Annotated in this window: 29 protein-coding genes and 1 pseudogene; 23 read left to right on the forward strand and 7 right to left on the reverse strand. The window is 44.1% G+C overall.

Annotated elements, in window-relative coordinates:
* Positions 1-28: 28 nt before the first annotated feature.
* Together ACZ49W_RS03045 and ACZ49W_RS03050 are read right to left on the reverse strand one after the other, a co-directional pair.
* Positions 29-997 carry a S66 family peptidase gene (locus ACZ49W_RS03045; protein WP_464813863.1) on the reverse strand — a complete coding sequence of 323 codons (969 nt, stop codon included), beginning with the start codon at positions 995-997 and terminating at the stop codon, positions 29-31.
* Positions 998-1,077: 80 nt separating this feature from the next.
* On the reverse strand, positions 1,078-3,447 hold the full coding sequence (locus tag ACZ49W_RS03050; protein WP_464813864.1) for a bifunctional 2',3'-cyclic-nucleotide 2'-phosphodiesterase/3'-nucleotidase: 2,370 nt from the start codon (positions 3,445-3,447) through the stop codon (positions 1,078-1,080).
* A gap of 330 nt (positions 3,448-3,777) precedes the next feature.
* Here ACZ49W_RS03050 and ACZ49W_RS03055 point away from each other — a divergent pair, with 330 nt between their 5' ends.
* From ACZ49W_RS03055 to ACZ49W_RS03070, 4 genes are all read left to right on the forward strand, one after another.
* Positions 3,778-4,122, forward strand: coding sequence for an ArsR/SmtB family transcription factor (locus ACZ49W_RS03055; protein ID WP_464813865.1), 345 nt, complete (start codon positions 3,778-3,780; stop codon positions 4,120-4,122).
* A complete protein-coding gene (locus ACZ49W_RS03060; RefSeq protein ID WP_464813866.1) occupies positions 4,097-4,783 on the forward strand; it encodes a type 1 glutamine amidotransferase domain-containing protein in 687 nt (228 codons plus the stop codon). The genes ACZ49W_RS03055 and ACZ49W_RS03060 overlap by 26 nt, the downstream gene beginning before the upstream one ends.
* A gap of 126 nt (positions 4,784-4,909) precedes the next feature.
* Positions 4,910-5,230 (forward strand): transposase, encoded by a 321-nt coding sequence (locus ACZ49W_RS03065; protein ID WP_464813867.1) that lies wholly within the window; start codon positions 4,910-4,912, stop codon positions 5,228-5,230.
* Positions 5,227-6,114: an IS3 family transposase gene (locus tag ACZ49W_RS03070; protein WP_464813868.1), complete on the forward strand. Its 888-nt coding sequence runs from the start codon at positions 5,227-5,229 to the stop codon at positions 6,112-6,114. Before ACZ49W_RS03065 ends, ACZ49W_RS03070 begins: the two co-directional genes overlap by 4 nt.
* 18 nt (positions 6,115-6,132) lie before the next feature.
* Here the strand turns inward: ACZ49W_RS03070 and ACZ49W_RS03075 are convergent, their stop codons facing one another.
* On the reverse strand, positions 6,133-7,071 hold the full coding sequence (locus ACZ49W_RS03075) for an AEC family transporter (RefSeq protein WP_464813869.1): 939 nt from the start codon (positions 7,069-7,071) through the stop codon (positions 6,133-6,135).
* 10 nt (positions 7,072-7,081) lie between these two features.
* Positions 7,082-8,704, reverse strand: a complete 1,623-nt coding sequence (locus ACZ49W_RS03080; RefSeq protein WP_464813870.1) for a malolactic enzyme — start codon at positions 8,702-8,704, stop codon at positions 7,082-7,084.
* Between the two features lie 117 nt (positions 8,705-8,821).
* On the opposite strand from ACZ49W_RS03080, the gene ACZ49W_RS03085 reads away from it, so the two are divergent.
* Both ACZ49W_RS03085 and ACZ49W_RS03090 read left to right on the forward strand, forming a co-directional pair.
* Positions 8,822-9,172, forward strand: a complete 351-nt coding sequence (locus tag ACZ49W_RS03085; RefSeq protein WP_464813871.1) for a helix-turn-helix domain-containing protein — start codon at positions 8,822-8,824, stop codon at positions 9,170-9,172.
* A gap of 101 nt (positions 9,173-9,273) precedes the next feature.
* Positions 9,274-10,145 (forward strand): annotated as a pseudogene (locus ACZ49W_RS03090) (LysR family transcriptional regulator).
* A gap of 44 nt (positions 10,146-10,189) precedes the next feature.
* On the opposite strand, the gene ACZ49W_RS03095 reads toward ACZ49W_RS03090, so the two are convergent.
* Both ACZ49W_RS03095 and ACZ49W_RS03100 read right to left on the reverse strand, forming a co-directional pair.
* Positions 10,190-10,420, reverse strand: coding sequence for a GlsB/YeaQ/YmgE family stress response membrane protein (locus ACZ49W_RS03095; protein WP_464813872.1), 231 nt, complete (start codon positions 10,418-10,420; stop codon positions 10,190-10,192).
* A gap of 14 nt (positions 10,421-10,434) precedes the next feature.
* Positions 10,435-11,676, reverse strand: coding sequence for an aminopeptidase (locus ACZ49W_RS03100; RefSeq protein ID WP_464813873.1), 1,242 nt, complete (start codon positions 11,674-11,676; stop codon positions 10,435-10,437).
* A gap of 158 nt (positions 11,677-11,834) precedes the next feature.
* Between ACZ49W_RS03100 and ACZ49W_RS03105 the strand changes: the two genes are divergently transcribed.
* From ACZ49W_RS03105 to ACZ49W_RS03165, 13 genes are all read left to right on the forward strand, one after another.
* Positions 11,835-11,966: a DUF4044 domain-containing protein gene (locus ACZ49W_RS03105; RefSeq protein WP_464813874.1), complete on the forward strand. Its 132-nt coding sequence runs from the start codon at positions 11,835-11,837 to the stop codon at positions 11,964-11,966.
* A gap of 75 nt (positions 11,967-12,041) precedes the next feature.
* Positions 12,042-13,352 (forward strand): GTPase ObgE, encoded by a 1,311-nt coding sequence (obgE, locus tag ACZ49W_RS03110; protein WP_464813875.1) that lies wholly within the window; start codon positions 12,042-12,044, stop codon positions 13,350-13,352.
* A gap of 9 nt (positions 13,353-13,361) precedes the next feature.
* Entirely contained in the window at positions 13,362-13,541 is a 180-nt protein-coding gene (locus ACZ49W_RS03115; RefSeq protein ID WP_464813876.1) for a hypothetical protein, read from the forward strand.
* The gene (gene nth, locus ACZ49W_RS03120; protein ID WP_464813877.1) at positions 13,528-14,151 is read left to right on the forward strand and encodes an endonuclease III; all 624 of its coding nucleotides are present in this window, start codon (positions 13,528-13,530) and stop codon (positions 14,149-14,151) included. Before ACZ49W_RS03115 ends, nth begins: the two co-directional genes overlap by 14 nt.
* A 17-nt stretch (positions 14,152-14,168) precedes the next feature.
* The gene (locus tag ACZ49W_RS03125; protein ID WP_464813878.1) at positions 14,169-15,218 is read left to right on the forward strand and encodes a zinc-dependent alcohol dehydrogenase family protein; all 1,050 of its coding nucleotides are present in this window, start codon (positions 14,169-14,171) and stop codon (positions 15,216-15,218) included.
* A gap of 172 nt (positions 15,219-15,390) precedes the next feature.
* Positions 15,391-16,251 carry an aldo/keto reductase gene (locus ACZ49W_RS03130; RefSeq protein WP_464813879.1) on the forward strand — a complete coding sequence of 287 codons (861 nt, stop codon included), beginning with the start codon at positions 15,391-15,393 and terminating at the stop codon, positions 16,249-16,251.
* Between the two features lie 193 nt (positions 16,252-16,444).
* Entirely contained in the window at positions 16,445-16,912 is a 468-nt protein-coding gene (locus ACZ49W_RS03135; RefSeq protein ID WP_464813880.1) for a DUF1643 domain-containing protein, read from the forward strand.
* Between the two features lie 201 nt (positions 16,913-17,113).
* Positions 17,114-17,842, forward strand: a complete 729-nt coding sequence (gene pyrH, locus ACZ49W_RS03140; RefSeq protein ID WP_464813881.1) for a UMP kinase — start codon at positions 17,114-17,116, stop codon at positions 17,840-17,842.
* 14 nt (positions 17,843-17,856) lie between these two features.
* Positions 17,857-18,411, forward strand: coding sequence for a ribosome recycling factor (frr, locus tag ACZ49W_RS03145; RefSeq protein ID WP_464813882.1), 555 nt, complete (start codon positions 17,857-17,859; stop codon positions 18,409-18,411).
* A 66-nt stretch (positions 18,412-18,477) separates the two neighbouring features.
* Positions 18,478-19,341 (forward strand): CvfB family protein, encoded by an 864-nt coding sequence (locus tag ACZ49W_RS03150; RefSeq protein ID WP_464813883.1) that lies wholly within the window; start codon positions 18,478-18,480, stop codon positions 19,339-19,341.
* 19 nt (positions 19,342-19,360) lie between these two features.
* The gene (locus ACZ49W_RS03155) at positions 19,361-20,356 is read left to right on the forward strand and encodes a YdcF family protein (protein ID WP_464814946.1); all 996 of its coding nucleotides are present in this window, start codon (positions 19,361-19,363) and stop codon (positions 20,354-20,356) included.
* A gap of 419 nt (positions 20,357-20,775) precedes the next feature.
* The gene (locus tag ACZ49W_RS03160) at positions 20,776-21,891 is read left to right on the forward strand and encodes a low temperature requirement protein A (protein ID WP_464813884.1); all 1,116 of its coding nucleotides are present in this window, start codon (positions 20,776-20,778) and stop codon (positions 21,889-21,891) included.
* A gap of 79 nt (positions 21,892-21,970) precedes the next feature.
* A complete protein-coding gene (locus tag ACZ49W_RS03165; protein ID WP_464813885.1) occupies positions 21,971-22,828 on the forward strand; it encodes a hypothetical protein in 858 nt (285 codons plus the stop codon).
* A gap of 26 nt (positions 22,829-22,854) precedes the next feature.
* Here the strand turns inward: ACZ49W_RS03165 and ACZ49W_RS03170 are convergent, their stop codons facing one another.
* Positions 22,855-23,247, reverse strand: a complete 393-nt coding sequence (locus ACZ49W_RS03170) for a MerR family transcriptional regulator (protein ID WP_464813886.1) — start codon at positions 23,245-23,247, stop codon at positions 22,855-22,857.
* 208 nt (positions 23,248-23,455) lie between these two features.
* Between ACZ49W_RS03170 and ACZ49W_RS03175 the strand changes: the two genes are divergently transcribed.
* The 4 genes from ACZ49W_RS03175 to ACZ49W_RS03190 all read left to right on the forward strand — a co-directional run bounded on the left by ACZ49W_RS03175 (position 23,456) and on the right by ACZ49W_RS03190 (position 26,633).
* Positions 23,456-24,046 (forward strand): recombinase family protein, encoded by a 591-nt coding sequence (locus ACZ49W_RS03175; RefSeq protein WP_464813887.1) that lies wholly within the window; start codon positions 23,456-23,458, stop codon positions 24,044-24,046.
* 140 nt (positions 24,047-24,186) lie between these two features.
* Positions 24,187-24,777, forward strand: a complete 591-nt coding sequence (locus tag ACZ49W_RS03180; RefSeq protein WP_464813888.1) for a flavodoxin family protein — start codon at positions 24,187-24,189, stop codon at positions 24,775-24,777.
* Entirely contained in the window at positions 24,774-25,625 is an 852-nt protein-coding gene (locus tag ACZ49W_RS03185; protein ID WP_464813889.1) for an alpha/beta hydrolase family protein, read from the forward strand. Before ACZ49W_RS03180 ends, ACZ49W_RS03185 begins: the two co-directional genes overlap by 4 nt.
* A 12-nt stretch (positions 25,626-25,637) precedes the next feature.
* Positions 25,638-26,633, forward strand: a complete 996-nt coding sequence (locus ACZ49W_RS03190) for an alpha/beta hydrolase (RefSeq protein ID WP_464813890.1) — start codon at positions 25,638-25,640, stop codon at positions 26,631-26,633.
* Positions 26,634-26,635 lie beyond the last annotated feature (2 nt).

Genomic DNA, 26,635 nt, shown 5'->3' on the forward strand with positions numbered 1-26,635 from the left:
AAAGACCTTGCTTTTTTATGGTAAGGGCTTAATCTTCATTTGTCAATTTTCCAAACTGGATGGTCATCTGCTTGCTATCAACACGCACATTTTCGCCAATTCGAATGGTAAAAAGTGGTTGGGTATGGGCAAAATCCAAATCATAGAGGACAGGAATGGTTTTTAGAATAGGGTGCTTGTCTAGGATATGTCGAAGAATATCCTCAGTCATTTGGCATTCTTTGGGAAAGCGCCCGATGAGAAGGGCTTTAGGACTTGGATAGGCTTGCAAGAGGCTGGCTAAGTTACGGTTAAATTCAAGGTAGTCATATTCTTCGGCATTTTCGACAAAGAGGACATAGTCACGAGGTTTTGGCGCATAAGAAGTGCCGCGCAACAGAGAAAAGGTGGAGAGATTGCCTCCGATAGCTCTACCTTGAGCGCTGCCACCTTGATAGACCTTCCACTGGGTGGGGTAAAAGGTTAGCTCTGGATCCTCCAAATACCAAGCGTTGCTGCCCCAAGTGGTACTAGGCATTAAGGTGAAGGTTTCTTCTCGGATGGCATTGAGCCAGCTTTTGGTTTGATAGTCTTGGAGGTCTGCCATCTTAAAGCTTGAATAACTCGGTCCCATGTAGGTTTTAAGACCTGTTTTGGTGTAGATAGCATTGAGCAGAGCTGTGGTGTCCGAATAGCCACAGAAAATCTTAGGGTGTTTTTTAATCAAATCGTAGTCCAGATAAGGGAGGAGTTCATTGCAGTTACTCCCTCCAATGACACTTAGGACAATATCTACATCAGAATCAAGGAAGGCTTGATGGAGATCATGGATACGGCTTTCGATAGAGGAAGAACCCAAAGCATCGACTTCCTCAACGTGAGGGGCAAAACTCACATGAAATCCCAAAGCAGTGAGGTGATCATAAGCGGCTTGATTGGCTGTAAAACCCCCGATAGCGGTGAGAGAATTGGACGGTGCAATCACACGGATATGTGGGTGTTCTTTCTTAACAATCATATCAATCTCCTTTGTATAGTCTTTGCCCTCATTATAGCATAAAATCAGTCAGATTTTGCTCTGACTGATTTTAGGACTGTTTAATCGTGTTTGACTTTCTTGAATCCAAGTCCTGCTAAGACAAGGCTAGCTAGACCAAGGAGACTTAGAGCTTGGTTTTTATCTCCTGTTTGAGGGAGTTGCTGGTGACTTGTTTTAGATGTTTGGTTGGCTGCTTGGTGATGCGTTGGAGTCATGTGATGGTTAGCTACTTCTTGAGGGTGAGGTAGCGTGATGCGGCTGCCATCAGAGAGGTGAAGAGTTTTCTTTGGTGCTGTTGTGCTTGGGTGATTTTCTTGAGGGAGCAAGACACCGTTATCTGGGTCTTTGCCAAGCGTTGGTGCTTGGGCAAGTTCAGTATAAGTATAGCGATAGCTACCAAAACCTTCCTTGTCTGAAGCGCCTAGATAAGTGATGTCAGGGCTATGAGCAATCAAGTCTTTGGCAGTTTCAGCGGTAAGGAAACGCAAATCCAACCCTTTGATGGTATCTGCAAAAGTCCAGTTGTTATCGGCACTTGGATTGATGGTTTTTTCAGATACGATGTAGTTGATGATGGCTTGGCGATTTTCTAGATTGAGGAGCTTTTTAAGGCTCGCATCTCTCACACCTGGGAATTTACCATTAGCACGGTAGTTGTTGCTGACCACGATAAATTCTTGCTCAGGGTCAATCGCCTTACCTTGATAAGACAAATCTTTGATGCGATTGGCATCTGGATTGACCACTTTACCGTCACGGTCATACTTGTTTGGTTGGGTGACATCAATCTGATAGGTCACACCGTCAATGACATCAAAGTTGTAGGTTCTAAAGTTGGTGTCAATCAAGTTTTGAGGTTCTTGTTTGCTTGGATCAATGGTGTTAAATTGCCCAGCAGACATTTCCAACCATTCCTTGAGTTGAGCGCCCGTTACCTTGAGGATAGCCGTCACATTGTCGTAGAGGTAGAGGTCAGCTACGTTTTTGATGGCGATAGGGCCAGCAGGGATGCTGGTATAGGCAGTTGGGTCGTTACGAGTTCCTGCCTTGAAAGGTGCCGCCGCAGAAAGTAGTGGCAATTTGCCTTCTGGTGTGCCAGCGAGTTCTTTTTTGGCGTACCAGATTTGAGCATTATTGACGATTTGGACGGATGGGTCATCCTTGACGAGGGCAAAATAGCTAGTGATAGGAGCCGTTGTTTGTCCCACTTCTTCACGCACATAAGTGACGGTGCTGTCATGGGCGGGTTTAGCGATAGCGATGATGGTTTGATCTGCCTTGTCGGATTTGGTATCGATTTTTCGGATGCTGCCCTTGCTGTTTTTGACCTGCCATTTGCCATCTTGATAGGTCAAATCAAGGTCAATAACTCCTAGATGATCACCGTATTTACCAGCCATGGTCACAGGAATGCCATTGATTTTACCATTGATGCCGTCCACACCTTTTAGTTTTTCATAAAAGCCAGTGCCATTTCCGCTTGGGAACTCAGAGTGAGAGTGGCCGGTCACAACGGCATCCACCCCAGGTAAGCTAGCGATTTGGTAGCCGACATTTTCTTCGCCGTGTTCATAAATATCATCTCCGATACCAGAGTGAGATAGCACCAAAACGATGTCAGCGCCTTTTGAACGCAAGACAGGAATCATATCCTTGATGGCATCAACGGAATCCCTGACGATGACCTTGCCTTCAAGATTTGCCTTATCCCATTGGAGAATCTGTGGTGGGACAATCCCTGTGACCCCGATTTTAAGGGTGACTGGCTGACCTGTTTCATCCTTAAAGGTCTTGGTTAGGATCTGATAAGGTTGGTAGAAGAAATCTTGGGTTTTAGCATCAAGAACGTTAGCATTGACGATGGGCATATTGGCTGTCTTGATGACGTTATCAAGGAAGTCAAGACCGTAGTTAAACTCGTGGTTACCAAGAGTGCCGACATCATAGCCAAGGGCGTTAAGCGCCTTATACATAGGGTGTTCTTCCCCTTTTTTGAGAGGGTTGACCACGGCTTCATAGGTACCAAGTGGGGTGCCTTGGATAGTGTCGCCGTTATCTACGATGACCACATTTGGATTTTCTTTTTTGGCTTCTTCAATCAAAAGTGCGGTCTTAGCTAGACCTAGGGTTTCGACGGGTTTATCCTGATAGTAGTCGTAGTTGACCAAGTTAGTGTGTAAATCCGTTGTTGCTAAAATCCGAACATTGACCTCTTGCCCTTCAACTGGTGCGATAGCACTTGGTTGTTCGTTTTCTGCAGGTGTTTGAAGGGTGTTTGACTCAGCTTGATTGGATAAAGTTTCTGTATTGAGTTTGGTTTCTGGCGTGCTTGGTGTGCTATTTTCTTGTGCTTTTGCCTGCTGGGCAAAGGATAGCGTCATAGCTGCACCGAGGATAGCTGAGCATTTTAACAAGCGATGTTTAGACATGTTCTTCTCCTTTAAGTTTTGGTTAAGGTTTCCTTTAATAGTATAAATGATTGGATAGAATAAAGCAAATGAAAACGTGAAATAAACGAACATTATTGAAATTGGAGAAAGTGGTTCTCATTCTTTTCCAAGAAAGCAGCTTGACAGGGAAATGAAATCAAGGTAAAATGGTTTTAAATTTTTCAAATGATAAAAAGAAAGAGGATTCTCCATCAAGCGACGAAGGCTCGCATGAACATAGTAGGAAAGGGAGTTATCCCCCTCTCATACCGCTACCATTAAGGAGTGACAGCCTCATCCCACAAGCCGCCAAAGACGAAGGAGAAGAAGATGCAAGAATATTGTTTATCGGTATTTAACCAATGTGCGCCTGTATTTGATATGCTACGTGATTGCCATAGGCAAGAGATTGTCACGCAGCTGACCAAGCAAGGGGAGCTGAGCGTGTCTGAGATAGTAGAGGGCTCGTCCTTATCTGCTCCCACGATCTCCCATCATCTCAAACTCTTGACCCAAGCAGGTGTCTTGAGTTATCGCAAAGAAGGGAGAAACAGATATTACCGAGTCAATCTAGAGCGGATGATTGGGGATTTAAAAAAACTGACCGAAATTCTCGAAAAAGAATTCGCAACACAAGAAAAGAGGACAGATGAAAAAGAAAATTCTAATCGTTGAAACCAATACAGATAAATATGGAGAGAATAAGCGTCTCACTGGGCTTTGGCTAGGTGAGGCGGCTGAATTTTATGAGGTCGTTAGACAAGCAGGTTATGAGGTAGATGTGGTCAGTCCTAAAGGCGGCTATGTCCCTCTTGATCCCCATAGCATGCGCCTCATGAGCGCTGTGGACCGCAAGGTCTATCACCAAGCGGACTTTAGGGAGCAGTTTTTAGGAAACACCCTAGCCCCTAGTCACATCAATCCAGATGACTACATCGCCATCTACTACACTGGCGGACACGGTGTCATGTGGGATTTTCCAGACAACCAAGACTTGGCACATATCGCTGAAAGCATCTATGCAAAAGGGGGCTATGTCACTGCTGTCTGCCACGGTGTGGTGGGTTTACTTCCCATGAAAAAGCCTGATGGCACCCCCTTTATCGAGGGTAAAAAGGTAACTGGCTTTACCAATACAGAAGAAATATTAAACGGCACTATGAAAAAAGTTCCCTTTTCAACGGAAAATGCCCTCAAGGCACAGGGGGCTCTTTACAGCAAGAAACGTTTTTACAGCCCCTATGCTGTCAGAGACGGTAGAATTATCACAGGGCAAAACCCTTGGTCTCCCAAATTAATGGGACAGCTTTTGGTTCAAGCCTTGTCTGAAAAATAAGAAAAACTGCGAAAAGAAAATTTTCGCAGTTTTGTTTTAGAAAAAGAGTTGAATGATGAAAAGAACCGCTTATAATGGACAGTATAAAAAAGTTATATACTGTTCATATAAGGAGGTTCTTTTTTTATGGCTAAAAAAGGAAGCAAGTTCACCAAATATCCACCCGAGTTCAAATTACAGGTAGTGGAAGACTACCTCAGTGGAAAGAGCGGAGGGATGCCTTCTATTGTCAAAAAATATGGGTTAAAATCAGACAACCAAGTTTTGACTTGGACAAGAAAATACCGAGAAGACCCTACTTTACTCTCCCAAGATTTACGAGGTAGGAAGTCCACTGGTCGTCCCAAGACAAGGAATATAGAGGAGATGACCCTAGAGGAACAGAATGCTTATCTACGAATGGAGAATGCAATTTTAAAGACCTTAAGGACTCTCCTCAATCCGTGAGAAGAGTCCACCTCTATCAAGTCGTGGAGCAGTTGAAAGATCGTTACTCAGTCTCCTCTTTATGTGCCTATTTGGGCTTTCCTAGGTCTTCCTACTACCTTTGGTTGAGCAAGGGGAGACCAATCTATAAGCAGTTTGATGCGAACTTAGCCCAAAAGATTACAGCTATCTTCCATGACACTCAAAAAGGCTATCGCTTCATCTCTTATCAACTGAGAAGACACTATCAACTTTATCCTAACCCTAAAACTGTCTTGCGCTATATGCGTATTCTTGGTCATCGGTCTCCGATTCGGAAGAAGCGGTACCAATCCTGCACGCAACGAGAGATAAATGAAAAGGCAAGACACGTCCACTACAACATGCTTGCCCGAAACTTTAAAGCAGAACGCCCTCTCCAAAAACTGACGACAGATGTTAGCTACGTTTACCACAAACAAGGGAGGATGTTCTTAAGTGTCATAAAAGATTGTTATGACAATTCCATTTTAGCCTATACGCTATCAGATTTCAATGATAACAAGTTAGTTTTTGACAATATAGATCAGGTCTTTCACGATTCTTGGGATTCAACCAAAGTCTGTGTTCTTCATTCTGACCAAGGTTTTCAATATACCAATCAACAGTATCTCCGAAAATTAGATCAATACGGTGTGACCATTTCTCATTCTGGCAAGGGAAATTGTTATGATAATGCGGCATGCGAGAATTTCTTTTCCCACTTGAAGAGTGAATCCTTGAGACTATTTCCACCTGAGGATAGGGAAGCCCTCGTCCAACAAATCAGGGAATACATCGACTGGTATAATTGCCACAGACCACAAGAAAAATTAAAAGGTATGACTCCCTTAGAATTTAGGGAAGCATACCTTCTAAAAAACTAACTTTTTTAACTGTCCATTTTATCTGGGGCTTGACATGATGGGCACAACAAGCAAGAACAAAAGAGTGCTCCACGTCACTAGATTCGTCGCATAGTCCACATCCCCTTTTCCTTGCTGGGCTAAGATAGGTAAAATGGCAAGAGCGGGAGCTGCTGACTGGATGATAAAGATTTTGCTTTCTAGTTCTGGCAAATCATTTCCAAAAAAGAGTAAGATGAAAATGGTCACCGCGGGCGCTAGAATAAAGCGTCCCACAAGGGCTAAAAGGGTATCCTTATCTAAATGCAGGGAAGAAAATCCAGATTTAGCCAAGCTAATTCCGATGTAAAGAAGCGCTAAAGGTGTCACAAGATTGCCGAGATAAGTGAGACTTTGGTTGACAAAACTTGGTAGTGAAAGCCCAGCTAAAAGCAGGAGCAAAGCAAGGAGAAATCCGATTAAAGGCGGAGAAAAGAGCTTTTTCCAGTCAAAATGGCTCGAGTTACGCTCACCTGATTGGGCATCTGTTGCCATCAGATAACTCCCCAAGGTCCATGTGGAAACGGTATTTGCCACATAATACAACAAAAAATAAGGCAGAGCTTGATTGCCAAAAAGAGCGATATTTAAAGGCAATCCGATGAAGATGGTATTGGCGTTCACTACCGTATTGACAAAAGTCCCACGACGGCCTTTGGGAATCCTAAAGAGCTTGATCATGAGAAAGGCAAGAAGATAGCAAAGAGTGAAAATCGCTAGGGTGTAGAAGAGACCACTTGCCAAAGAAAGGAGCTTACTCCTGTCTAGATAGGTTAAAACAGCGCTAAAAACCGAGGCAGGAAGTGCGATTTTCATGATGAGATTGGAAATCTCTTGGGCAAAATCACCTTGAAACCAACCCTTTTGAGCCAATACATAACCTAAGGCAATCAAGGCAAAAATAGGAAAAATACTGGCTAAAGAGGATAACAAGAGCATAAAACCTCCTCTAGTATTTCGGTTCCCATCTGAGATTTTGAACAGCTTTGGTCATATCCTTTTCAGACGTACGAGAAAGCCCCTGTTCCTTGGCTTTGTTTGCCACAGCAAGCGCAACATTAAGTGAAAAGTCATGTAACTTTTCAACAGGAGGCAAGACAGCTGCGCCTTTTTGATCGAAATCGACAATTCCTGTGAGGGAGTGAGCGGCAGCTGAAATCATCTCATCGGTCAAAAGTTTTGCCTCAGAAGCCAGCATTCCAAGCCCTATTCCTGGGTAAATGAGGGAATTGTTGGCTTGACCAATCGTATAGCTCACCCCTTTATACTCCACGGCATCAGATGGAATTCCAGTTGCCACCAAGGCTTTACCATCTGACCAAGTGATGAGGTCTTTTGCAGAAGCCTCAGCCAGCTTGGTTGGATTGCTAAGAGGGAAGATGATCGGACGCTGCGTGAATTGACACATGCTCTCTACGATTTCTTTGGTGAAGGTCTTAGGTTGAGTAGAGGTGCCGACCAGAATGGTTGGTTTTACGGTCTTAACGACGTCAAGTAGATTGGTATAGTCCACATCAGCAGGAAAATCCGCACGTTTTTTGGCAAAAGGACGTTGGGCTGGAGTGAGGCCCTCCATGTCATCAAATAAGAGCCCTTCTTTATCCACCATAAAGAAATGCTTATAGGCCTCTTCTTCACTCAATCCCTCAGCCATCATCTCAAGCAAGACCCTATGAGCAATCCCAGCACCAGCAGATCCCCCACCATAGCAGAGATAGATTTGATCAGTCAGTTTTTCCTTTGAAATGGCAAGTGCCCCAAAAATTCCTGCCAAGGTCACAATTCCAGTGCCTTCGATGTCATCGTTAAACACAGGAAGTTTGTCCTTATAGCGATTAAGGATCGGTGCAGCATTGCTTCTACCAAAATCCTCAAAATGCAAATACAGTTTTGGGAAAAGCTCTTCTGCCGTTTCAACAAACTGATCAATAAAAGCATGATACGGCTCTGCGTCAATGCGTTTGTGATGGTTTCCTAAATAAAGCGGATCTTCTAACAAGGTCTCTCGATTGGTTCCAGCGTCAATCACAACAGGCAGGACACTTTTAGGATCAATACCAGCAGCTGCGGTATAAATCATGAGTTTGCCGATAGAAATATCCACCCCTTGCGTGCCCCAGTCACCAATTCCTAGAATCCCTTCAGCGTCTGTTACCACAATCAAGCGAATGTCACGATCTTCAGCAGCATTTTCAAGGCTTTCTCGAATCAATTCAGGATGATTGATATCCAAAAAAGCAGCATACTGTGGATCGATGAAGAGTTCACTATAATGCTCGATGCTTTCTGCAATCACTGGATCATAGACGATGGGATTGAACTCAACGATATGCTCTTTAAAAAGATAGTAAAAGAGCGTGCGATTGGTATTGAAAATCTCCATCAAAAAATGACGTTTTTCAAGGTCGCTCCCTTTTTTCTGATATTGAGCGTAGGTTTGCTTGGCTTGCTCTTTTAAGGTTTGCACCTGCGGTGGGAGCAGACCGATAAGCCCGTACTCTTTTCTTTCTTCTAAGGTAAAGGCTGTCCCTTTATTGAGAAATGGGTTGTTTAAGATTTGGTATCCTTTCATAGGAAATCCTCCTTTTATTTTGGTATTAGATATGATTATAGCACAAAAGTTTTAAAAATAATACAATGTACGAAATAACTTGTTACTGAATGATTGGGAAACTTGTATCCTATAAGTATGGATAAAGCAAATGATTTACAAAAGTATGTGGCCAATCAAGTCAAAATTCATAGACAAGCCAAAGGGTTGAGTCAAGAAGCCTTATCTGAAAAAGCTGGTCTAGGGTTAAAATTTATCAACCAACTCGAAAACCAAACCCACAATACCAGCCTTCAGACGCTTGAAAAGGTCATCACAGCACTGGATTTGACCATTGAGGAATTTTTTGATTTTTCTAAGCTAAGTGTTTCAAAAGATTCCGAGACTCTTCCCTTGAGGCGACTGGCTATGAAACTCAAGCAGCTGCCCAAAGAGCAACAACTCACATTTCTATCGATTTTTGAAAGCATCCTTGATCAGGTGGATTAGATAGAACGTCCGTTATCTTGAGCGGTTTTATTGTACGCTAGGAGAAGGGATATAGTCAACTTGCCTAGAAACGATAATATTTCTTTATAAGGAGAAGGGGTATGAATACCAAAGATTTGGAATATTTTTATCAACTCAGCAAGCTCAAGTCTTTCACAGAAGTAGCACGGTATTTTGGTGTCACACAACCAACAGTGACCTACGCCATCAAACGTTTGGAACAACGTTTTGGAGCGACTTTGGTTGAAAAAACGGTGGGAAATAGAGTGAGTCAACTAAGCCCACAAGGGGAAATCTTAGCCAGACATCTATCTAGCATTTTGGGAAATCTCAATCAAGCTCAAAAGGCTATCGAACGCTCCAAGCAAAAGCGTCAATTACTTGGTTTTCCTCCCATTATTTCAACGGATTTGTTTTCTAAACTTCATCATCACATGCCAGACTGGTCCTTTTTTCAAAGGGTGGAGTTGGTAAGAAAGGGTTCGGCTGACTTGTTGTCGCTTTTAGACAAAGGTGAGTTGGATTTTAGCCTGCTTGGGAGCTTTGAAGCAATCAAACATCCTGATTTGGTTAGTCACTCCCTCTATGAATGCCCTTTTTATTTTGTTTTAGCCAAGGAACACCCGCTTGCCCAGCGTCCTTTTTGAGAGTGGCAGATATTGAAAAAGAACACCTCATCGTCTTGGATGAGCATTATATCCATTTGCAGGCTTTTCAAAAAGTGCTTGGTTCTCGGGTATTGGATTCGGTCTTGTTGGTGGATGACTTTATCCTTATTAGTCAGATGATTCGTGAGAATTTAGGCATTAGTTTTTTAAGTAGTGCTGCTTTTTCCCCTGCTTTTGAGGATTTGGTAAAAATCCCTCAAGCCAAAGATGAATATCTCCCCTTTTATGTCAGTTATGCTTATCATAAGCACCAGCCTTTAACTCCAGAATTACAAGCCTTCAAAGAACAGCTGGATCAGCTATAAATCAATCCCCCATCTCTTATGAAATGGGGGATGCGTTGTTTTTATTAAGAATGTCTTCTCCAAAAAATCGTAAGAAGAATGACAGCACCTAAAATAGAAGGCACAATAGCGGTTCCAAGAAGTTTTGGTCCCCAATCACCAAAGAGGAGTTGTCCAAGGCTAGCTCCTAAAAGACCAAGGATGATTTTTCCGATACAGCCCATGCTTTCTCCGCGATTCGTGATGCTTGATGCGATCAAGGCGATGAGAAAACCAACAAATAAACTGCCAATCATATCGTCCTACTTTCCTAGATAGCCCACTCACCACCACGGAAGATCGGCACGCGCTTGCCGTCCTTAGTGATGCCGTCAATATCCATCTTGTCTGAACCAATCATAAAGTCCACGTGAGCCGTTGAGCGGTTGAGTCCAGCTGCTTTTAGTTCCTCTTGGGTCATATCCACGCCACCTTTGACGCTGTGGGCATAGGCAGAGCCGATTGCCAAGTGGTTCGAAGCATTTTCATCAAAAAGAGTGTTAAAGAAAGTCAGACCAGAAAGGGAAATTGGTGTTTTGTGAGGGACTAGCGCCACCTCACCGAGGGACCGAGCCCCATCATGATCCTCAATCAAGCGCTTGAGGGTTTCTTCGCCTTTTTTTGCCGTCACATCCACGATTTGTCCGTCCTTAAAGGTAAAGGTCATGTCCTCAATCACGACACCCGCATAGCTGAGGGGCTTGGTGCTAGACACATAGCCATCAGCCCTGCGGTAGTCAGGAGCGGTAAAGACTTCTTCGGTTGGCATGTTGGCAATGAAGGCTTCACCGTCTGCATTGAGCGCTCCTGCTGCCTCCCAGACGTGATTTTCGGGCATCCCAAGGATGAGGTCTGTTCCAGGTGCGGTGTAGTGAAGGGCGTCAAATTGCCAGTCGTTGAGGATTTTCGCTTTTTCGGTCAAGGTTTGTTCGTGCTTGTCCCAAGCTGCGATAGGGTCCTCGTCATAGACACGGTTCATCTTAAAGATAGCGTCCCAAAGGGCATCCATCTGCTCTTCTTCGCTCGTGAGTTCTGGAAAGACCATCGCAGCCCATTCTGGTCCAGCCGCTGCCACTAAGTTCCAGCTGACTTTGTTGGCTTGGGTGGCAATACGTTGATTTTCCAAAGCCTTAGCCATAGCTTGGTTGTAAGTTGAAAGGCGTTTGGCATCTACTCCAGCAAATGCACCGGGATCTGCCGAGCGCACTACCAAGCGTTTGGCTTTCTTACCGATGAGGTAGTCGGATTTGTCAATCAGGTATTGTGGGACGTTTGCTAGACGATCTTCATCAGCGTAGAGGAGTTTATCCTTTGTGATCACCTCGTCGGTATAGTCAACGAAGACCTCGCTAGCCCCTCTGTCATAGGCTTTTTTGGTCAAGAGTCTTGCAAAAGCGTACTGTCTGACATCAATGGTGATGATGAGGGTTTGTCCTTTTTCGATATTGATGCCTTTTTTAATCAAAAGGTCAGCGTATTTGTCTAATAATTGATCAAATTGTGGTAGGGTCATAGGGCCACTCTCCTTTTCATATATTGATTCCATGATACCATATTTGAGCGCAAAAGACACTTAAAAATCATCTCTCCACCAGACAGCTCTTGGTTGCGTCTTAGTTTATTTTATGATAGGATAGAGGAGAACAGATTTTGTAAAATAGAGGTAGAAACATGGCTTTTGGTGACAATGAAACAAGAAAAAAAACACCGTTTGAAATTTTGACCCTAGTTGTTGTGGTCATCATGCTAGTGATTACAGTTGGGGCGTTGGTTTTGACAGCCATTACCTCGCTAGCAAACTAAGACAATTAAAAATGGTGGTAGGCATGTTCAACAAAAAAGACGCATGCCTGCCTTTTTTAGAATGAAGGAGAAACAATGAGTATGTTTTTAGACACAGCCAAGATCAGCGTCAAGGCAGGTCGTGGTGGCGATGGCATGGTGGCCTTTCGCCGTGAAAAGTATGTGCCAAATGGCGGTCCTTGGGGCGGTGATGGTGGCCGTGGTGGCAATGTGATTTTTGTCGTTGATGAGGGACTTCGCACCCTCATGGATTTTCGTTATAATCGTAAATTTAAGGCAAAAGATGGTGAAAAAGGCATGACCAAAGGCATGCACGGTAGAGGGGCAGAGGATCTTTTGGTCAAAGTACCACCAGGAACCCTGGTCAAAGATCAAGAAACAGGGAAAATTTTAGCTGACTTGATTGAAAATGGACAAGAATATGTCGTGGCAAAAGGCGGTCGTGGGGGTCGTGGCAATATCCGCTTTGCTACCCCTCGAAATCCCGCTCCTGAGATTTCTGAAAACGGTGAACCTGGTGAAGAAAGAGAATTGCTCTTGGAGTTGAAACTCTTGGCTGATGTGGGTTTGGTTGGTTTTCCGTCTGTTGGGAAATCCACTCTCTTGAGTGTCATCTCAGCAGCTAAGCCAAAGATTGGTGCCTATCACTTCACCACCATTGTGCCTAATATCGGCATGGTCCAAACCAAGTCTGGTGAGAGCTTTGTCGTGGCAGATCTCCCCGGTCTCATCGAAGGAGCCAGCCAAGGTGTAGGGCTTGGGACACAGTTTTTGCGTCACATTGAGCGCACTCGAGTGATTCTTCATATCATTGATATGGCAGCAAGCGAGGGACGTGATCCTTATGAGGATTACTTAGCGATTAACAAGGAACTGGAAACTTATAATCTCCGTCTTATGGAGCGTCCGCAACTCATCGTTGCCAATAAAATGGATATGCCAGAATCTGAGGAAAACCTCAAGATTTTCAAGGAAAAATTGGCAGCCAACTATGATGAATTTGATGAGCTGCCACAGATTTTCCCTATTTCAAGCGTAGCCCATAAGGGCTTAGATGCCCTTCTTGAAGCGACGGCAGATCTGCTTAAGGTAACAGACGAGTTTGCGCTTTACGAGATTGATGAGCTGGAAGAAGCGGCTTATTATGGATTTCATGAGGAGGAAAAAGCCTTTGAAATTTCTCGGGCAGATGATGCGGCTTGGGTACTATCGGGTGAGAAGCTGGAAAAACTCTTTAGCATGACCAATCTTGAGCGTGACGAGTCACTCATGAAATTTGCAAGACAGCTTAGGGCTATGGGAGTGGATGAGGCGCTACGTGAGCGTGGAGCAAGAGACGGAGATACTGTGCGTATCGGCAATTTTGAATTTGAATTTGTGGATTAGGATGGGATTATGGGAGATAAACCAATATCGTTTAAAGATAAGGACGGCAACTTTGTTTCTGCGGCGGATATCTGGACCAAGGAAAAGCTAGAAGAACTCTTTAACACCTTAAATCCTAACCGCAAATACCGCTTAGAGCGTGAACAAGCCGCTAAAGAAAGAGGAGAAGAAATCGATGGTCTTATCTAAAAAACGTGCCAGAAAAGTCATCGAAGAAATTATCGCCCTCTTTCCCGATGCCAAGCCCAGCCTTGATTTTACCAATCATTTTGAACTCTTGGTAGCCGTCATGCTGTCTGCCCAGACCACTGATGCAGCGGTCAATAAGGCGACCCCAGCTTTATTTAATGCCCTTCCAACACCTGAGAAGATGGCAGCAGCCAGCGAAGAGGAGATAGCTGCCTATATCTCAAGGCTAGGGCTTTATCGCAACAAGGCAAAGTTTCTCAAAAAATGTGCCCAGCAGCTCCTTGCTGACTTTGATGGGCAAGTCCCACAAACTAGAGAAGAGCTGACCAGTCTAGCGGGTGTCGGGCGAAAGACAGCCAATGTGGTCATGAGTGTGGGCTTTGGGATTCCTGCTTTTGCTGTGGATACCCATGTGGAGCGCATCTGCAAGCACCATGATATCGTCAAAAAATCAGCTACCCCTTTGGAAGTGGAAAAAAGAGTCATGGAGGTCTTGCCACCAGACTTGTGGCTAAAGGCTCATCAAGCTATGATTTATTTTGGTCGAGCGATCTGTCATCCTAAACATCCTGAGTGCCATACTTATCCACAACTTTATGATTTTTCTTAATACAGAAAGGACAAACTATGAAATCAGCTATTTTTGTTAAAGCAGGCCAAGTGGCCATCAAAGACATCGAAAAACCAAGAATTGAAGCAGATGATGATGTGATCATCCGTGTCGTTCGCTCTTGTGTCTGTGGTTCAGATCTCTGGGCTTATCGTGGGTTAAGCCCAAAAGAAGAAGGGTCACACAATAGCGGCCACGAGATTATCGGTATTGTCGAAGAGACAGGATCAGCTATCAATACTGTGATTCCGGGAGATTTTGTCATTGCGCCCTTCACACATGGCTGTGGGCACTGTGCGGCTTGTTTAGCTGGGTTTGAGGGAGGCTGTCAGTCACATGATAGGGCAAGCAACTTTAGCTCAGGTTATCAAGCCGAGTATGTCCGCTATACCCATGCAGACTGGTCTTTGATTAAGATTCCTGGAAAACCTAGCGATTATAGCCAAGGGATGCTGGCTTCCTTTTTGTCCTTAGCTGATGTCATGCCAACAGGCTATCATGCAGCGCGTGTAGCCAATGTCACAAAAGGCGATACGGTTGCTGTGGTCGGTGATGGCGCCGTTGGTCTTTGTGCAGTCATTGCGGCAAAGATGAGAGGGGCAAAGCGCATTATCGTCATGAGCCGCCACAAGGACAGACAAGATTTGGCTCTCGAGTTTGGAGCAACGGATATTGTCGCAGAGCGTGGTGAAGAAGGGATTAAAAAAGTCCTAGAACTCACCAATGGAGCCGGTGTTGATGCGGCACTAGAATGTGTGGGAACAGAACTCTCTACCGAGACGGCTATCGCTATTGCAAGACCAGGAGCAGTGGTGGGGCGTGTCGGTGTTCCACACGGAGATGCTATTAATTTTAACCAATACTTCATGAACAATATTATCTTTGCAGGAGGACCAGCCTCTGTTACCACTTATGTTAAGGGGGGGCTTTTAGATGCGGTCCTAAAAGGAGAGATCAACCCAGGCAAGGTCTTTACCAAGTCTTACGATCTTGACGCCATTTCCGCTGCTTATGAGGATATGGATGAAAGGAAAACCATCAAATCTATGATTAAGATGGAAGATTAGGAAAAATTGATCAATCCAAAGAGAGAATAAGAGTCATTCTCTCTTTTTGATAGTATTTGACGATGGAGTTTCACTATTTGTTTTTTGAATACTATTATACTTTTTTGATATTTTTCAAAGAGACGATTTTGCTTTATACTAGAACCATCAAATCAAGAAAGTGAGACGAGAGATGACACAAACGTTTACCCTAAACGACGGAAACAACATTCCAGCTATTGGTTTTGGCGTGTTCCAAATCCCAGCAGACGGCTCCACTTATGCAGCTGTAAGAGAAGCCTTGGAAGTTGGCTACCGCCATATCGACACCGCGCAGGCTTATTTCAATGAAAAAGAAGTCGGTCAAGCCATCAAGGATTCTGGTATTCCACGCGAAGACATCTTTGTCACCAGTAAGCTCTGGATTCAGGATTTTGCTTATGAAACGGCCAAAGCCACCATTGATGCTACTCTTGAAAAAATGGGGCTAGATTATCTTGACCTTTATCTCCTTCACCAACCCTATGGCGAAGTTGAGCGGGCTTGGAAGGCTCTTGAAGACGCCAAAGCTGTTGGGAAAATCAAATCCATCGGTGTTTCGAACTTTACACCAAACTTTTGGAAACAATTTGTTCCCAAATTTGCCACCCTTCCTGCTGTCAATCAGGTGGAGTTTAACCCTTACTTCCAGCAAAGAGAATTACGTGAACTTCTCGCTAAAGACAAGGTCGTGCTAGAAGCATGGGCACCACTTGGACAGGGCAATCGCACCCTCTTTGAAGAGCCTATCATTACTCGTCTCGCTAAGAAATATGACAAGGATGCTGGTCAAATCATTTTGCGTTTTGAAAACCAAGAAGGCATCGTGGTCTTGCCAAAATCCACCAAGAAAAGCCGGATGACCTCTAACAAAGACATCTTTGATTTTGAGTTGACGGCTGACGAATTAGCTGCCCTTCGTGCTCTCGATAAGGGAAAAGGGACACATGACCCAGATGCACCAGGTGTAGGCGAGTACTTATTAAGTGCCTATGACATTCATGCCAACGATTAAAAGATTGGGATAAAAAAGATTAGGGACATTCTTAATCCTATCCAAACGAGAAACCAGCCGCGTCGTGACGAGGCTGGTTTTATGTTTTTTGCTTTAAAAATCATATTTGACTATATAAAATGCGTAAAGTATGGTAAAATGAAGATACATGCATCTATGACCAGCGCTATTGGATAAGAAGTGGAGATTGACGATGAAAAAAGATGCCATTTTATCAGAGGATAGAAAATATCGGTATATTTTATCAAGAATTTGGGATGAGACCAAACCTACCGTCTTATTTATCGGGTTAAATCCATCAACTGCTGATGAGAACAAAGATGATCCGACGATTAGACGATGTGTTGATTTTGCGAAGAACTGGGGTTATGGGGGTATCCTCATGGCTAATCTATTTGCGTTTAGAACAACGAATCCACAGGGATTATATGAAGAAAAAGATCCTATTGGGAATGATAATGATTCCTATATCAAAGAATATGCCAACAAAGCAGAATTAACGATTGCCTGCTGGGGAAATCATGGTCATTTTAAAAATCGTTCACAGGAAGTTTATGATCTAATTAATTCGTTGCATTGTTTGGATACAAATAAGAGTGGTGAACCAAAACATCCACTTTATATTAAGCGTGATACAGAACCCAAATTATATATCAGATAAAGTTTTAGAATTGGAACTGATTTTGAGTCTTGAAAGCTCAAATGAATCACTTCTTACTATGAGAAAAGATCTTTACATTTTAAAGGATGGTCATAGCTTTCGATTTGAGAGCTATTTTTATTTTACCGAAAACATTAAAAATGACTATATAAACAGTTTAAAATATGGTAAAATAGTAGGGATAAAAGAAGGAGTGACAAAATGGGAAAACCAAAATATCATCGTGTCTTGATTAAGTTGTCTGGAGAAGCCCTAGCAGGTGAGCGTGGTGTTGGGATTGATTTGCCAACTGTTCAAGCCATGGCAAAAGAGATCAAAGAAGTGGCAGAGTCAGGGGTTGAGATCGCCTTGGTTATCGGTGGTGGCAATCTTTGGCGCGGAGAACCAGCTGAGGCAGCTGGGATGGACCGTGTTCAGGCGGACTATACTGGGATGCTTGGAACAGTGATGAACGCCCTTGTGATGGCGGATAGTTTAAAAGCACAAGGCATTGATACACGGGTGCAAACAGCAATTGCTATGCAACAAATTGCTGAACCTTATGTCAGAGGACGGGCCCTTCGTCACTTAGAAAAAGGACGGATCGTCATCTTTGCAGCGGGAACGGGTTCGCCTTATTTTTCAACGGATACCACTGCGGCCCTTCGTGCAGCTGAGATCCAAGCTGATGCCATTCTCATGGCTAAAAATGGGGTGGACGGGGTCTATAATGCTGATCCAAGAACCAATGCCGATGCCATTAAGTTTGACGAATTGACCCATATTGAAGTCCTAAAACGTGGTCTTAAAATCATGGATTCAACCGCAAGCTCATTATCCATGGACAATGACATTGATCTGGTGGTCTTTAACCTCAACCAACCAGGAAATATCAAGCGGGTTATCTTTGGTGAGCAAATTGGAACAACCGTTTCTAATAAATTATCTTAAAAAGGAGTTATCTTGTGAGTAACATTATCGAAACAGCAAAAGAACGTTTTCAACAATCGCATCAATCGCTTAGCCGTGAATTTGCAAGCATTCGTGCTGGTCGTGCCAATGCGAGTCTCTTAGACCGCATTCAAGTGGAATATTACGGCGCGCCAACGCCACTTAACCAGTTGGCTTCCATCACTATTCCAGAAGCGCGGGTGCTTTTGGTGACACCGTTTGATAAAACCGTATTAAAAGACATTGAGCGTGCCATCAACGAATCTGATCTTGGTATTAATCCAGCTAATGATGGTTCTGTTATTCGTTTGGTGATCCCTGCTTTGACAGAGGAGACACGCCGTGATTTGGCTAAGGAAGTGAAAAAAGTTGGTGAAAACGCTAAGATTGCCATTCGTAACATCCGCAGAGATGCGATGGATGCTGCGAAAAAGCAAGAAAAGGCTAAGGAGATCACCGAGGACCAATTGAAAAAATTGGAAAAAGATATTCAAAAAGCAACCGATGATGCCGTGAAACACATTGATCAAATGACGGCTGCCAAGGAAAAAGAGTTGTTGGACGTTTAAAAAGGAAAACGAGAAAAGGACGAGAATTCATTTTCGCCCTTTTCGTTATAAAAGAAAGGAAAAAACATGCAGACATTACTGGCAACCGATCTCACGGCTCTTGTGATTGATGAAAACGATCGGTATTATTTTGTTCAAAAAGACGGGCAGACCTTTGCCCTAGATAAGGCTGAAGGAGAACACGCGTTAGGAGAGATGGTGAGCGGTTTTGCTTATCTTGATATGAAGCAAAAGGCACGTTTAACGACGAACTACCAAGGGCCGACCAAGACGCGCTATGCTTGGGGGGAAGTGACCAGTGTCAGAAAGGACTTGGGAGTCTTTCTTTCAGTAGGTCTTCCTGATAAGGAAGTGGTGGTTTCACTGGATATTCTCCCAGAGTTGAAGCAGCTTTGGCCTAAAAAGGGCGACCGCCTTTATGTGCACCTGTCAGTAGATAGCAAAGATAGGATCTGGGCGCATCCAGCTGATGCTGAGGTCTTTAGGCATCTAGCAGGACGGGCCTATGATAATATGCAAAACCAAGAGTGGCCTGCCATCGTCTATCGCCTCAAGCTCTCTGGAACCTTTGTGTATCTACCAGAAAATAATATGCTGGGCTTTATTCATCCGAGTGAACGTTACCAAGAACCCCGTCTAGGAGAGGTTTTAAAGGTACGGGTCATCGGCTATCGTGAGGTTGATCGCACCCTCAATTTGTCCTTGAAACCTCGGTCATTTGAGATGTTAGAACAGGATGCTCAGATGATTTTGACTTATTTGGATCAGCAGGGTGGTTTTATGACCTTAAATGACAAGTCTTCACCAGATGAGATTAAAAGAACCTTTGGCATTTCAAAAGGGCAGTTTAAAAAAGCTCTAGGCGGTCTCATGAAAGCAGGTAAAATCAAGCAAGATAGCTTGGGCACAGAGCGGATTAGAAAGGACTAGGGTGAGAGAATAAATGGTGATATGGCTTCATTTGTTTTACCTCTTACCTTTGGTTCTCTTTGTGGTGTCTTATCTGTGGGATGCTAGGCGTTTGGTCAATGCTTATTTGCTGCTGATAACCGTGCTATGCTTGGCACTTTTTATAGCAGGTGCCTTGGTGGTGAACGTTGAGCGCTGGGATAAGGAAACGGCTATTTTAATCGTTTATGTCTTTTTAGCCTTGATCCCGATTAGCGTGGTGGCCTCTAGCTTGTATTTGCTATTTAATGGCAGGCAGATGATGACCTTTGAGGGCATGCGTCTTGCCAATCTCTTGTCCCTTTTTTACGGTCTTGGTATTGCGGGGACTATTACGCTTCATTATCTGCCACATCATCCGATTATGATGCGTTTTTCAGGGCTGATGGATGAGGGACTGTTGTATGTGAGTTTCTTGTATCTCGCCTATACGCTTTACGGTTTTGTTTACAATCGTCTGCCCCTAGGTTATCGGCCGGATTATATCATTGTACTGGGTTCTGGTTTGATCGGTGACAAGGTTCCTCCTTTACTCGCTCAGCGTTTGGAAAAGGGAAAAGCCCTCTATGAACGCTATAACAAAAAGTCCAAGCTCATCGTCTCAGGTGGTCAAGGCAGTGACGAGTTGGTCTCAGAAGCAGAAGCCATGGCGGCTTATTTGAAAGAGAAGGGCTTCCCAGAAGAAAGCCTCCTCGTCGAGAATCAATCCACCACGACCTTGGAGAATTTGACCTTTTCAAAGGCTATCATGGAAGAAAAGGATCAAGGACCTTACCGTGTAGCTGTCGTGACCAATAGTTTTCATGCCCTTAGAGCAGGCGTTTATATGCGCCGTCTAGGCTTAAAAGGTCGTAGTATCGGCTCAAAGACTGCTTTTTACTATCTCCCCAGTGCGCAAATGCGTGAAACCGTTGGACTGGTGGTCATGTTTTGGCCTTGGCATGCAGTGATTGTGGGAATGAGCCTCTTGTCTTGGCTCTTGAGTTGGTTTGCATAGTAGTTATTGCAATGTGTGATAAAAGAGATGTTCTAAGACCTCTGCAACCCGCCCTAAAAGTGTCGAGAAAAAGCCCAGTTTTCCTAGGCATTGGGGTTCCTTCGTCCAACTGTCTATTTTCTTCTTGCTTTTTTAACGCCCTTTGTATCTTATGTAACTGCGCAGTTTTTCCTGCAGTTTATTGTCGAAACTGGAGGAAAAGCAAGTCAGTCGCCTAGCTTCTTGCCTAGTAGCAAGAAGCGTGCGATAAAGAGGAGTGATGATGACCTTTATCGCTGGCGAGTGGAACACGGGCTAAAATCCTAGAGAAAAAGCCTTATCTTCCTAGAAGCTAGCGCTTCTTCGTTAGATTTCCTATTTTCTTACGGATTTTTAAACGCCCTTTGTATCTTAATTTTTAGAAAAGGTGATTATTAGGGATGCCAGAAATTATTGCCAAACGGGTATCGAATTATGAATTGTTTTACGACTTGGTTTTTGTGTTTGCAACCTCCATTTTAACAGGATTACTGCACGGGGATCATGTGACGTTGCGTTCAGTGTTAACGTTTTTCACAGGATCTTTTGTGATTTTGTCCTTGTGGATGTATGAGACCTTTTATCTTAACGTTTATGGGGAGAGGGATCGTATTGATATACTGACCATCATTCCGTCCATGTTCATCATTGGAAATCTCGCCAATCACTTGAGTTTGGACTATCGCACCCACGCTTTACCATTTGCCATTCTCATCACTTTGGCTTATGCCATTATTGCCTTGCAATACTATCTCAGAGGCCGTCTCATCGGTTTTGAGACGGAGTTGGTACAGTCCATGCGCTTTATGATGGAGTTGACCATTCTTTATGCGATTCTTAGTCTATGTGTCTGGCTAGGCTTTTGGCCATTCAATGAATGGGGCTTGATTTTTTACTTGATTCCAGCGTTTCGACCCTTGATTTTCCAAAGGGAAAGGGGATTTGATATTTCTTTGATCAATTTTCCTCATATTGTTGAGCGCTTGCAGTTGATTACCATCATTACCTTTGGTGAGTCGGTCATTGCCATCATCAGGACCTATCAAAATGACTATCTGGCAGGTTTTGGTCTCTTTTTTGGCATGAGCTGTCTGTTTTCAGCTTATATTTCCCAGACTTACCTCAATATGAATCATCATCAGGTAGCAGGGACAAGGCTACTCTCTTATGCCAACAATGTCATCATCATCGGGGTCAATCTCTTTACAGTTGGCATTGAGATGCTGCCAAATAGCCACCATCGTCACATGGGCCTCATCTTTTTTGGTGCAGGCATCGCTCTTTTTTTCATCGGTCTGCTTTTGACCTCTCCTTATAATCGCGACATCTATCGCTTTAGCCTGTGGGAACATGCCCAGACTTTAGCAATGGCGCTTGCGGGTATCTTTATATGTTATCTTTTAAAAGACAATCTGGTTCTTATGGGTATCGTCTTTGCAGGTTGGACCTATAGTCTCAATTATGTCAACTTCGTCAAACGGCGCAGGGCGAGAGAAAGGGAAGAAGCCATTGTTTAGATTTAAAAAGACTGGTTCTCTCAGTCTTTTTTTGTTTGGAAATCTTGTCAGGATCATGAAAAGATGTTAGACTACTGATATGATGCCCTTACATAATCGCCTTGTTTTAGCAGGAAAATTTTTAGAATTATTTAAGCACGATGCCCTCTTTCATACGCCGATTTTTAGACTGGATAAAAAGAGAACTGATTTGCTCTTTGCGATCGTGTTTCGATTGGATGGGGAGGACAGCTTTTATACGCTCAATCGTTCCCCAAAAGGTTACGCCAAAGAACCAAGGGCCATCAAAACCTTTACCCGCTCTAATCTCTACCAAGGGCTCTTGTCTGTACCGATTCGGGCGCGTGAGAGCATCCAGATTTTACAAGTGCCCAAAGGGAAAAATCACAAGCATTATCTCACCTATTATAGCCAAGACGAGATAGCAGGCTTGGGGACAACTGAAAGTCTTACGGGCTACACTCCCTTTCGAGATGCCCATTCGAGCCGTTTTGAAAAAGAGGAAAAGGCAGACTGGATGAGCCAAGAAGACTACCAAGGTATCCAAGATTTTCACCCTTTTTTGTCTGTTAATCAGAAAGAAAAAGCACTTTTTGCCGACTACCACGATGCCTTGAGGCAGCGCTTGATCAAGCTCCAAGTCATGGGCTGGTATTATCATGGTCCACAGTTGAAAATCAGTTGGAAACCAGATCGCCCAAAGGCGCGCTGGCGCTCGTCTCTTTTAGCCATCGACCGTAAAACAAGGCGCTATTTCTTTCAAGGTGATGTCTATCAGGAAAATGGAACGGATCCGGTTTTTCTGGATAGCTTGAGGATTGATTTTAAGCGTTTGGGGTCAAAAGGACAGCTCGCCCAGTCAGCTTTTGAGCGCTTACTGGCGGAAATCAAGGCGCAGGAGAAGGCAGCTTTATTACGAGAACGCATGATTAGATGATAAAAGATGGGGATTTGCCCCATCTTTTATGTGGTTTGAAAGGTACTGGTATAGGGAATTTTGTCCTCTAGCACCTCTTGGTAATAGTCTTGTTTTTGGTCGATATAAGAAAGGGCTTCTTGGATGGTGTTTTGTTTTTGGAGCAATTCCTTTTGCTTTTGTTCCAACATGGCTTGGCGCTTTGGGATGCTTTCCTTGCCTTCTTGGCAAAGGACGAGGTAGTCCTGCATCTCCTTGATGGAAAATCCACACTGTTTGAGGCAGTTGAGGTTGAGGAGCCAGTCAATGGCTGCTTGGTCAAAGATGCGGTAGTTATTTTTATCCCGCTTGACTTGAGGGATGAGGCCTTTATTGCAGTAAAATTTGATGGCATCATAGGTTAGCCCTGTCATCTCTCTGGTTTCTTTCATACTATACATAAGATTTTTTCCTTAAAACACATTTTTTCTTGACCGGGTCTTAGACACGACTGTTATACTCTTTATTGTAGCAAGAAATAAGGGGATAAACAAGAAAAGAGGTGTTTTCTTTCTCATTTTTGCAAACCGATCACAGAATGATGCTACAATAAACCTGTCATTCGTCTCAATATCTGTCTTCAAAACATCAAGGTTTGGGAGGTAAGATGTGAACTATGGTTATGCAAGGGTCTCATCACGAGATCAAAATATCAATCGGCAACTGGTCGCTTTAAAAAAGGAAGGCATCAAAGAGGAAAGCATTTATGTGGATAAGCGCTCAGGCAAGGACTTTCAGCGCCCAGCCTATCAAGCCCTGCTCAAACGGTTAAAAAAGGGGGATCGCCTAACGGTGACCTCCATTGACCGCCTAGGTCGTAATTATGAGGAAATCATAAGAGAGTGGAACTACTTGACCAAGCAAGGTGGGGTGGAGATACAGGTCTTGGATTTTCCCCTACTCAATACCACAGAGCAGGTTAGTGGTTTGACGGGTCAATTTTTGGCAGACTTGGTCTTACAGGTCTTATCCTATGTGGCTCAGATGGAGCGTGAGCAGATAAGAAAACGGCAGCAAGAAGGCATTGCACTCGCCAAGGAAAAAGGTGTTCGATTTGGTAGACCAAGACTAGAGCGTCCGGTGCATTTTGAGAGGATTAAGGCTTTGTGGCAAAAGCGTTTGATTAGTTTGCGAAAAGGTGCCAAACTTCTAGGGGTCTCTCATTCGACCTTTTCTCGTTGGTTAAAGGAAGACAAATAGGATTTGCAAAAAGGTACAACCTTATGATACACAGGTTTTTCGCCATTCGATCTGCCATCAAACACCCTCTTTCTTCATTTTTTTCATTGTACCATAAGGTGTACATTGTGCGACAAGTATAAAAAGAAAGGATGATAATCATGAAATGGACAAGTATTCTAGCCCTTTTTCTAGGAGCAATCTTAGTATTAGCAGGGTGCAGTAGCGCCCAAAAGAGTAGCGGCGCTTCAACGTCGTCAGTCAATACCCGTGTGAGTGGAGAAAGTAAGGAGAGTAGCGTGCTGTTTATCAATGCGAGTCAAAATAAGGACGGCAATACTGTCAAAATGGCCAAGGATTTGATGGGCAACCAAGCCTATGAGCAGTTGGATCTCATTGATTACAAGATTGGCTTTTTGGGGCAAAAATTAGAAGGCGACCAGTTGCAGGAGGTCCTCTCTAAGGTCAAGGCGGCTAAGACCATCGTCATCGGCACACCAGTTTATTGGCACGCCATGGCAGGCAGTCTCAAGACCCTCTTAGACCGCACAGCGGAATTAGAAGGTGGGGAAAATCCTTTTGAAGGGAAAAAACTCTACTTTATCATGCAAGGCGCTAGCCCAACAGAACTCTCTAAGGAATCAACGGTCTATGCCATGACCCGCTTTGCTAGCCAGCTCAAAATGGATCTGGTTGGAACAGCGACAGACAATAGCGAACTGGCTACACTCAAAGAAAAATTTGAGCCATGAGACGACTAAGCGTACTCGTATGTTTGGTGGTGACCTTAGGGCTAGGCGCGTGTAGGCAAGAAACCACAGCTCCCTCTCAGGAAAGGGCCATCATCAAGGAAACACGCAGTATTGAAGGACCCGGTGGCATGATTTTTGGCGAGCTCCACCGCCCTAGTGATCGCAACGAGCATCCTTTGGTCATCTATGCGCATGGTTTAGGTTCTTCTTATGCTTATGGTGAACCTTATGCGAGAGCCTTGGCGGAGAGAGGATTTGCGGTTTATACCTTTGATTTTTATGGTGGGAATCCCTCCAGTCGAAGTGGTGGAAAGATGACGGATATGTCCATCTTGAGCGAAAAAGAGGACTTAGTGCAGGTTATTGATAACCTAAAAGGCGCGCCTTTTGTGGATAGGGGGCAGATTTCTCTCATCGGTGCCAGTCAAGGAGGTGTGGTGGCGAGCTTAGTGGCGAGTGAACGCAGTGACATTTCGCGCTTGGTCCTCTTTTATCCTGCCTTTGTCCTTGAAGATGAGATGAAGAAACGGTTTGGCTCTACTCAGGCTATTCCAGAAACCTTTTCTCTTATGGGAATGACCTTGGGGCGGGCTTACGCCCAAGCAGCCCTGTCTCAAGATTTGTATCAAAAAGCTAGGACTTATGAAAAACCTGTTCTTATTTTTCATGGGACTTCAGACAGTGTGGTGCCTCTTTCTTACTCGCAAAGGTTGGTGGCAGAGCTAAAAAATGCTCAGCTCATCACTTTAGAGGGGGTGGGGCATACTTTTAGTGGAAAGACGCAGACAAAGGTCATCCAGCAAACGCTTGATTTTTTAGAAAAAATAAATGAGAATAGAAAAAAATAAAAGGAGACAATCATGACACAAGAAAATCCATTTGGTTTAGTTTATGACGGAGCTTTGACGCAAAATGTACAAGGAGCTGTCAATATCCAAACAGTTAATTATGATAGCCGTGGGGTAACGATTGCTGCCAATGTTTACACACCAGCTGACTATGATGAAAAGGGCTCTTATCCAGCTATCACGGTTGCCCATCCTAATGGTGGGGTCAAAGAGCAAGTAGCAGGTTTCTTTGCTCAAAAATTAGCCGAAGCAGGCTTTATCACCATCGCAGCAGATGCCAGCTACCAAGGTGCTAGTGGCGGTGAACCAAGGAACACAGACTATCCAACCAATCGTGTGGAGGACATCAGAGCTATGGCAGACTTCTTGGAGGGTTTTCCAGGGGTGGATAAGGATCGTCTCGGTGCTCTAGGAATCTGTGGTGGCGGTGGCTACACGGCTGAAGCAGCAAAGACCGACAAACGCTTTAAGGCAGTGGCAACGGTGAGTCTTTTCAATAGTGGTCGTGTCAGACGCAATGGCTTTTTGGATAGCGATGTGGCAGGAATTGCTAAACGCTTAGAGGAGGCTAAAAAGGCGCGTGACAAACGCCTTGCAACAGGCGAAATCGACTATGTAGGGCAATACTTACCTGGTCGCATTCACTTGAGCGAGGAACAAATTGAGGCAATCCCAGCAGGGCTTTACCGTGAGGGAACCATCTACTACGGGGACACCTACTATCATCCCAATGCGCAAAGTTGGTACACCACAGAAAGTCTTATGTACCTCATGGCTTTTGATGCGCAAAATCAGGCTGAACTCATCGATCAACCTCTGCTCATGATTGCAGGTAAGGATGCCGACACGCGCTACATGACGGATGCCATTTTTGAAAAAGCCTCCAGCAAGGATAAGGAACGCTATCTGGTGGACGGTGCTAGCCACATTGAAACCTACTGGAAAGAACCTTATGTCACCCTTGAAAGTGAAAAACTCACCGAATTTTTCAGCAAATACTTGACATAATA

The sequence above is a fragment of the Streptococcus sp. STR1/CE/0325 genome (assembly GCF_055386095.1).

Excerpts from the sequence above, each read along its gene's own strand:
- ACZ49W_RS03045 (WP_464813863.1), bottom strand. The coding sequence starts at position 997 with ATGATTGTTAAGAAAGAACACCCACATATCCGTGTGATTGCACCGTCC.
- ACZ49W_RS03050 (WP_464813864.1), bottom strand. The coding sequence starts at position 3,447 with ATGTCTAAACATCGCTTGTTAAAATGCTCAGCTATCCTCGGTGCAGCT.
- ACZ49W_RS03055 (WP_464813865.1), top strand. The coding sequence starts at position 3,778 with ATGCAAGAATATTGTTTATCGGTATTTAACCAATGTGCGCCTGTATTT.
- ACZ49W_RS03060 (WP_464813866.1), top strand. The coding sequence starts at position 4,097 with ATGAAAAAGAAAATTCTAATCGTTGAAACCAATACAGATAAATATGGA.
- ACZ49W_RS03065 (WP_464813867.1), top strand. The coding sequence starts at position 4,910 with ATGGCTAAAAAAGGAAGCAAGTTCACCAAATATCCACCCGAGTTCAAA.
- ACZ49W_RS03075 (WP_464813869.1), bottom strand. The coding sequence starts at position 7,071 with ATGCTCTTGTTATCCTCTTTAGCCAGTATTTTTCCTATTTTTGCCTTG.
- ACZ49W_RS03080 (WP_464813870.1), bottom strand. The coding sequence starts at position 8,704 with ATGAAAGGATACCAAATCTTAAACAACCCATTTCTCAATAAAGGGACA.
- ACZ49W_RS03085 (WP_464813871.1), top strand. The coding sequence starts at position 8,822 with ATGGATAAAGCAAATGATTTACAAAAGTATGTGGCCAATCAAGTCAAA.
- ACZ49W_RS03095 (WP_464813872.1), bottom strand. The coding sequence starts at position 10,420 with ATGATTGGCAGTTTATTTGTTGGTTTTCTCATCGCCTTGATCGCATCA.
- ACZ49W_RS03100 (WP_464813873.1), bottom strand. The coding sequence starts at position 11,676 with ATGACCCTACCACAATTTGATCAATTATTAGACAAATACGCTGACCTT.
- ACZ49W_RS03105 (WP_464813874.1), top strand. The coding sequence starts at position 11,835 with ATGGCTTTTGGTGACAATGAAACAAGAAAAAAAACACCGTTTGAAATT.
- obgE (WP_464813875.1), top strand. The coding sequence starts at position 12,042 with ATGAGTATGTTTTTAGACACAGCCAAGATCAGCGTCAAGGCAGGTCGT.
- ACZ49W_RS03115 (WP_464813876.1), top strand. The coding sequence starts at position 13,362 with ATGGGAGATAAACCAATATCGTTTAAAGATAAGGACGGCAACTTTGTT.
- nth (WP_464813877.1), top strand. The coding sequence starts at position 13,528 with ATGGTCTTATCTAAAAAACGTGCCAGAAAAGTCATCGAAGAAATTATC.
- ACZ49W_RS03125 (WP_464813878.1), top strand. The coding sequence starts at position 14,169 with ATGAAATCAGCTATTTTTGTTAAAGCAGGCCAAGTGGCCATCAAAGAC.
- ACZ49W_RS03130 (WP_464813879.1), top strand. The coding sequence starts at position 15,391 with ATGACACAAACGTTTACCCTAAACGACGGAAACAACATTCCAGCTATT.
- ACZ49W_RS03135 (WP_464813880.1), top strand. The coding sequence starts at position 16,445 with ATGAAAAAAGATGCCATTTTATCAGAGGATAGAAAATATCGGTATATT.
- pyrH (WP_464813881.1), top strand. The coding sequence starts at position 17,114 with ATGGGAAAACCAAAATATCATCGTGTCTTGATTAAGTTGTCTGGAGAA.
- ACZ49W_RS03150 (WP_464813883.1), top strand. The coding sequence starts at position 18,478 with ATGCAGACATTACTGGCAACCGATCTCACGGCTCTTGTGATTGATGAA.
- ACZ49W_RS03160 (WP_464813884.1), top strand. The coding sequence starts at position 20,776 with ATGCCAGAAATTATTGCCAAACGGGTATCGAATTATGAATTGTTTTAC.
- ACZ49W_RS03165 (WP_464813885.1), top strand. The coding sequence starts at position 21,971 with ATGATGCCCTTACATAATCGCCTTGTTTTAGCAGGAAAATTTTTAGAA.
- ACZ49W_RS03170 (WP_464813886.1), bottom strand. The coding sequence starts at position 23,247 with ATGTATAGTATGAAAGAAACCAGAGAGATGACAGGGCTAACCTATGAT.
- ACZ49W_RS03180 (WP_464813888.1), top strand. The coding sequence starts at position 24,187 with ATGAAATGGACAAGTATTCTAGCCCTTTTTCTAGGAGCAATCTTAGTA.
- ACZ49W_RS03185 (WP_464813889.1), top strand. The coding sequence starts at position 24,774 with ATGAGACGACTAAGCGTACTCGTATGTTTGGTGGTGACCTTAGGGCTA.
- ACZ49W_RS03190 (WP_464813890.1), top strand. The coding sequence starts at position 25,638 with ATGACACAAGAAAATCCATTTGGTTTAGTTTATGACGGAGCTTTGACG.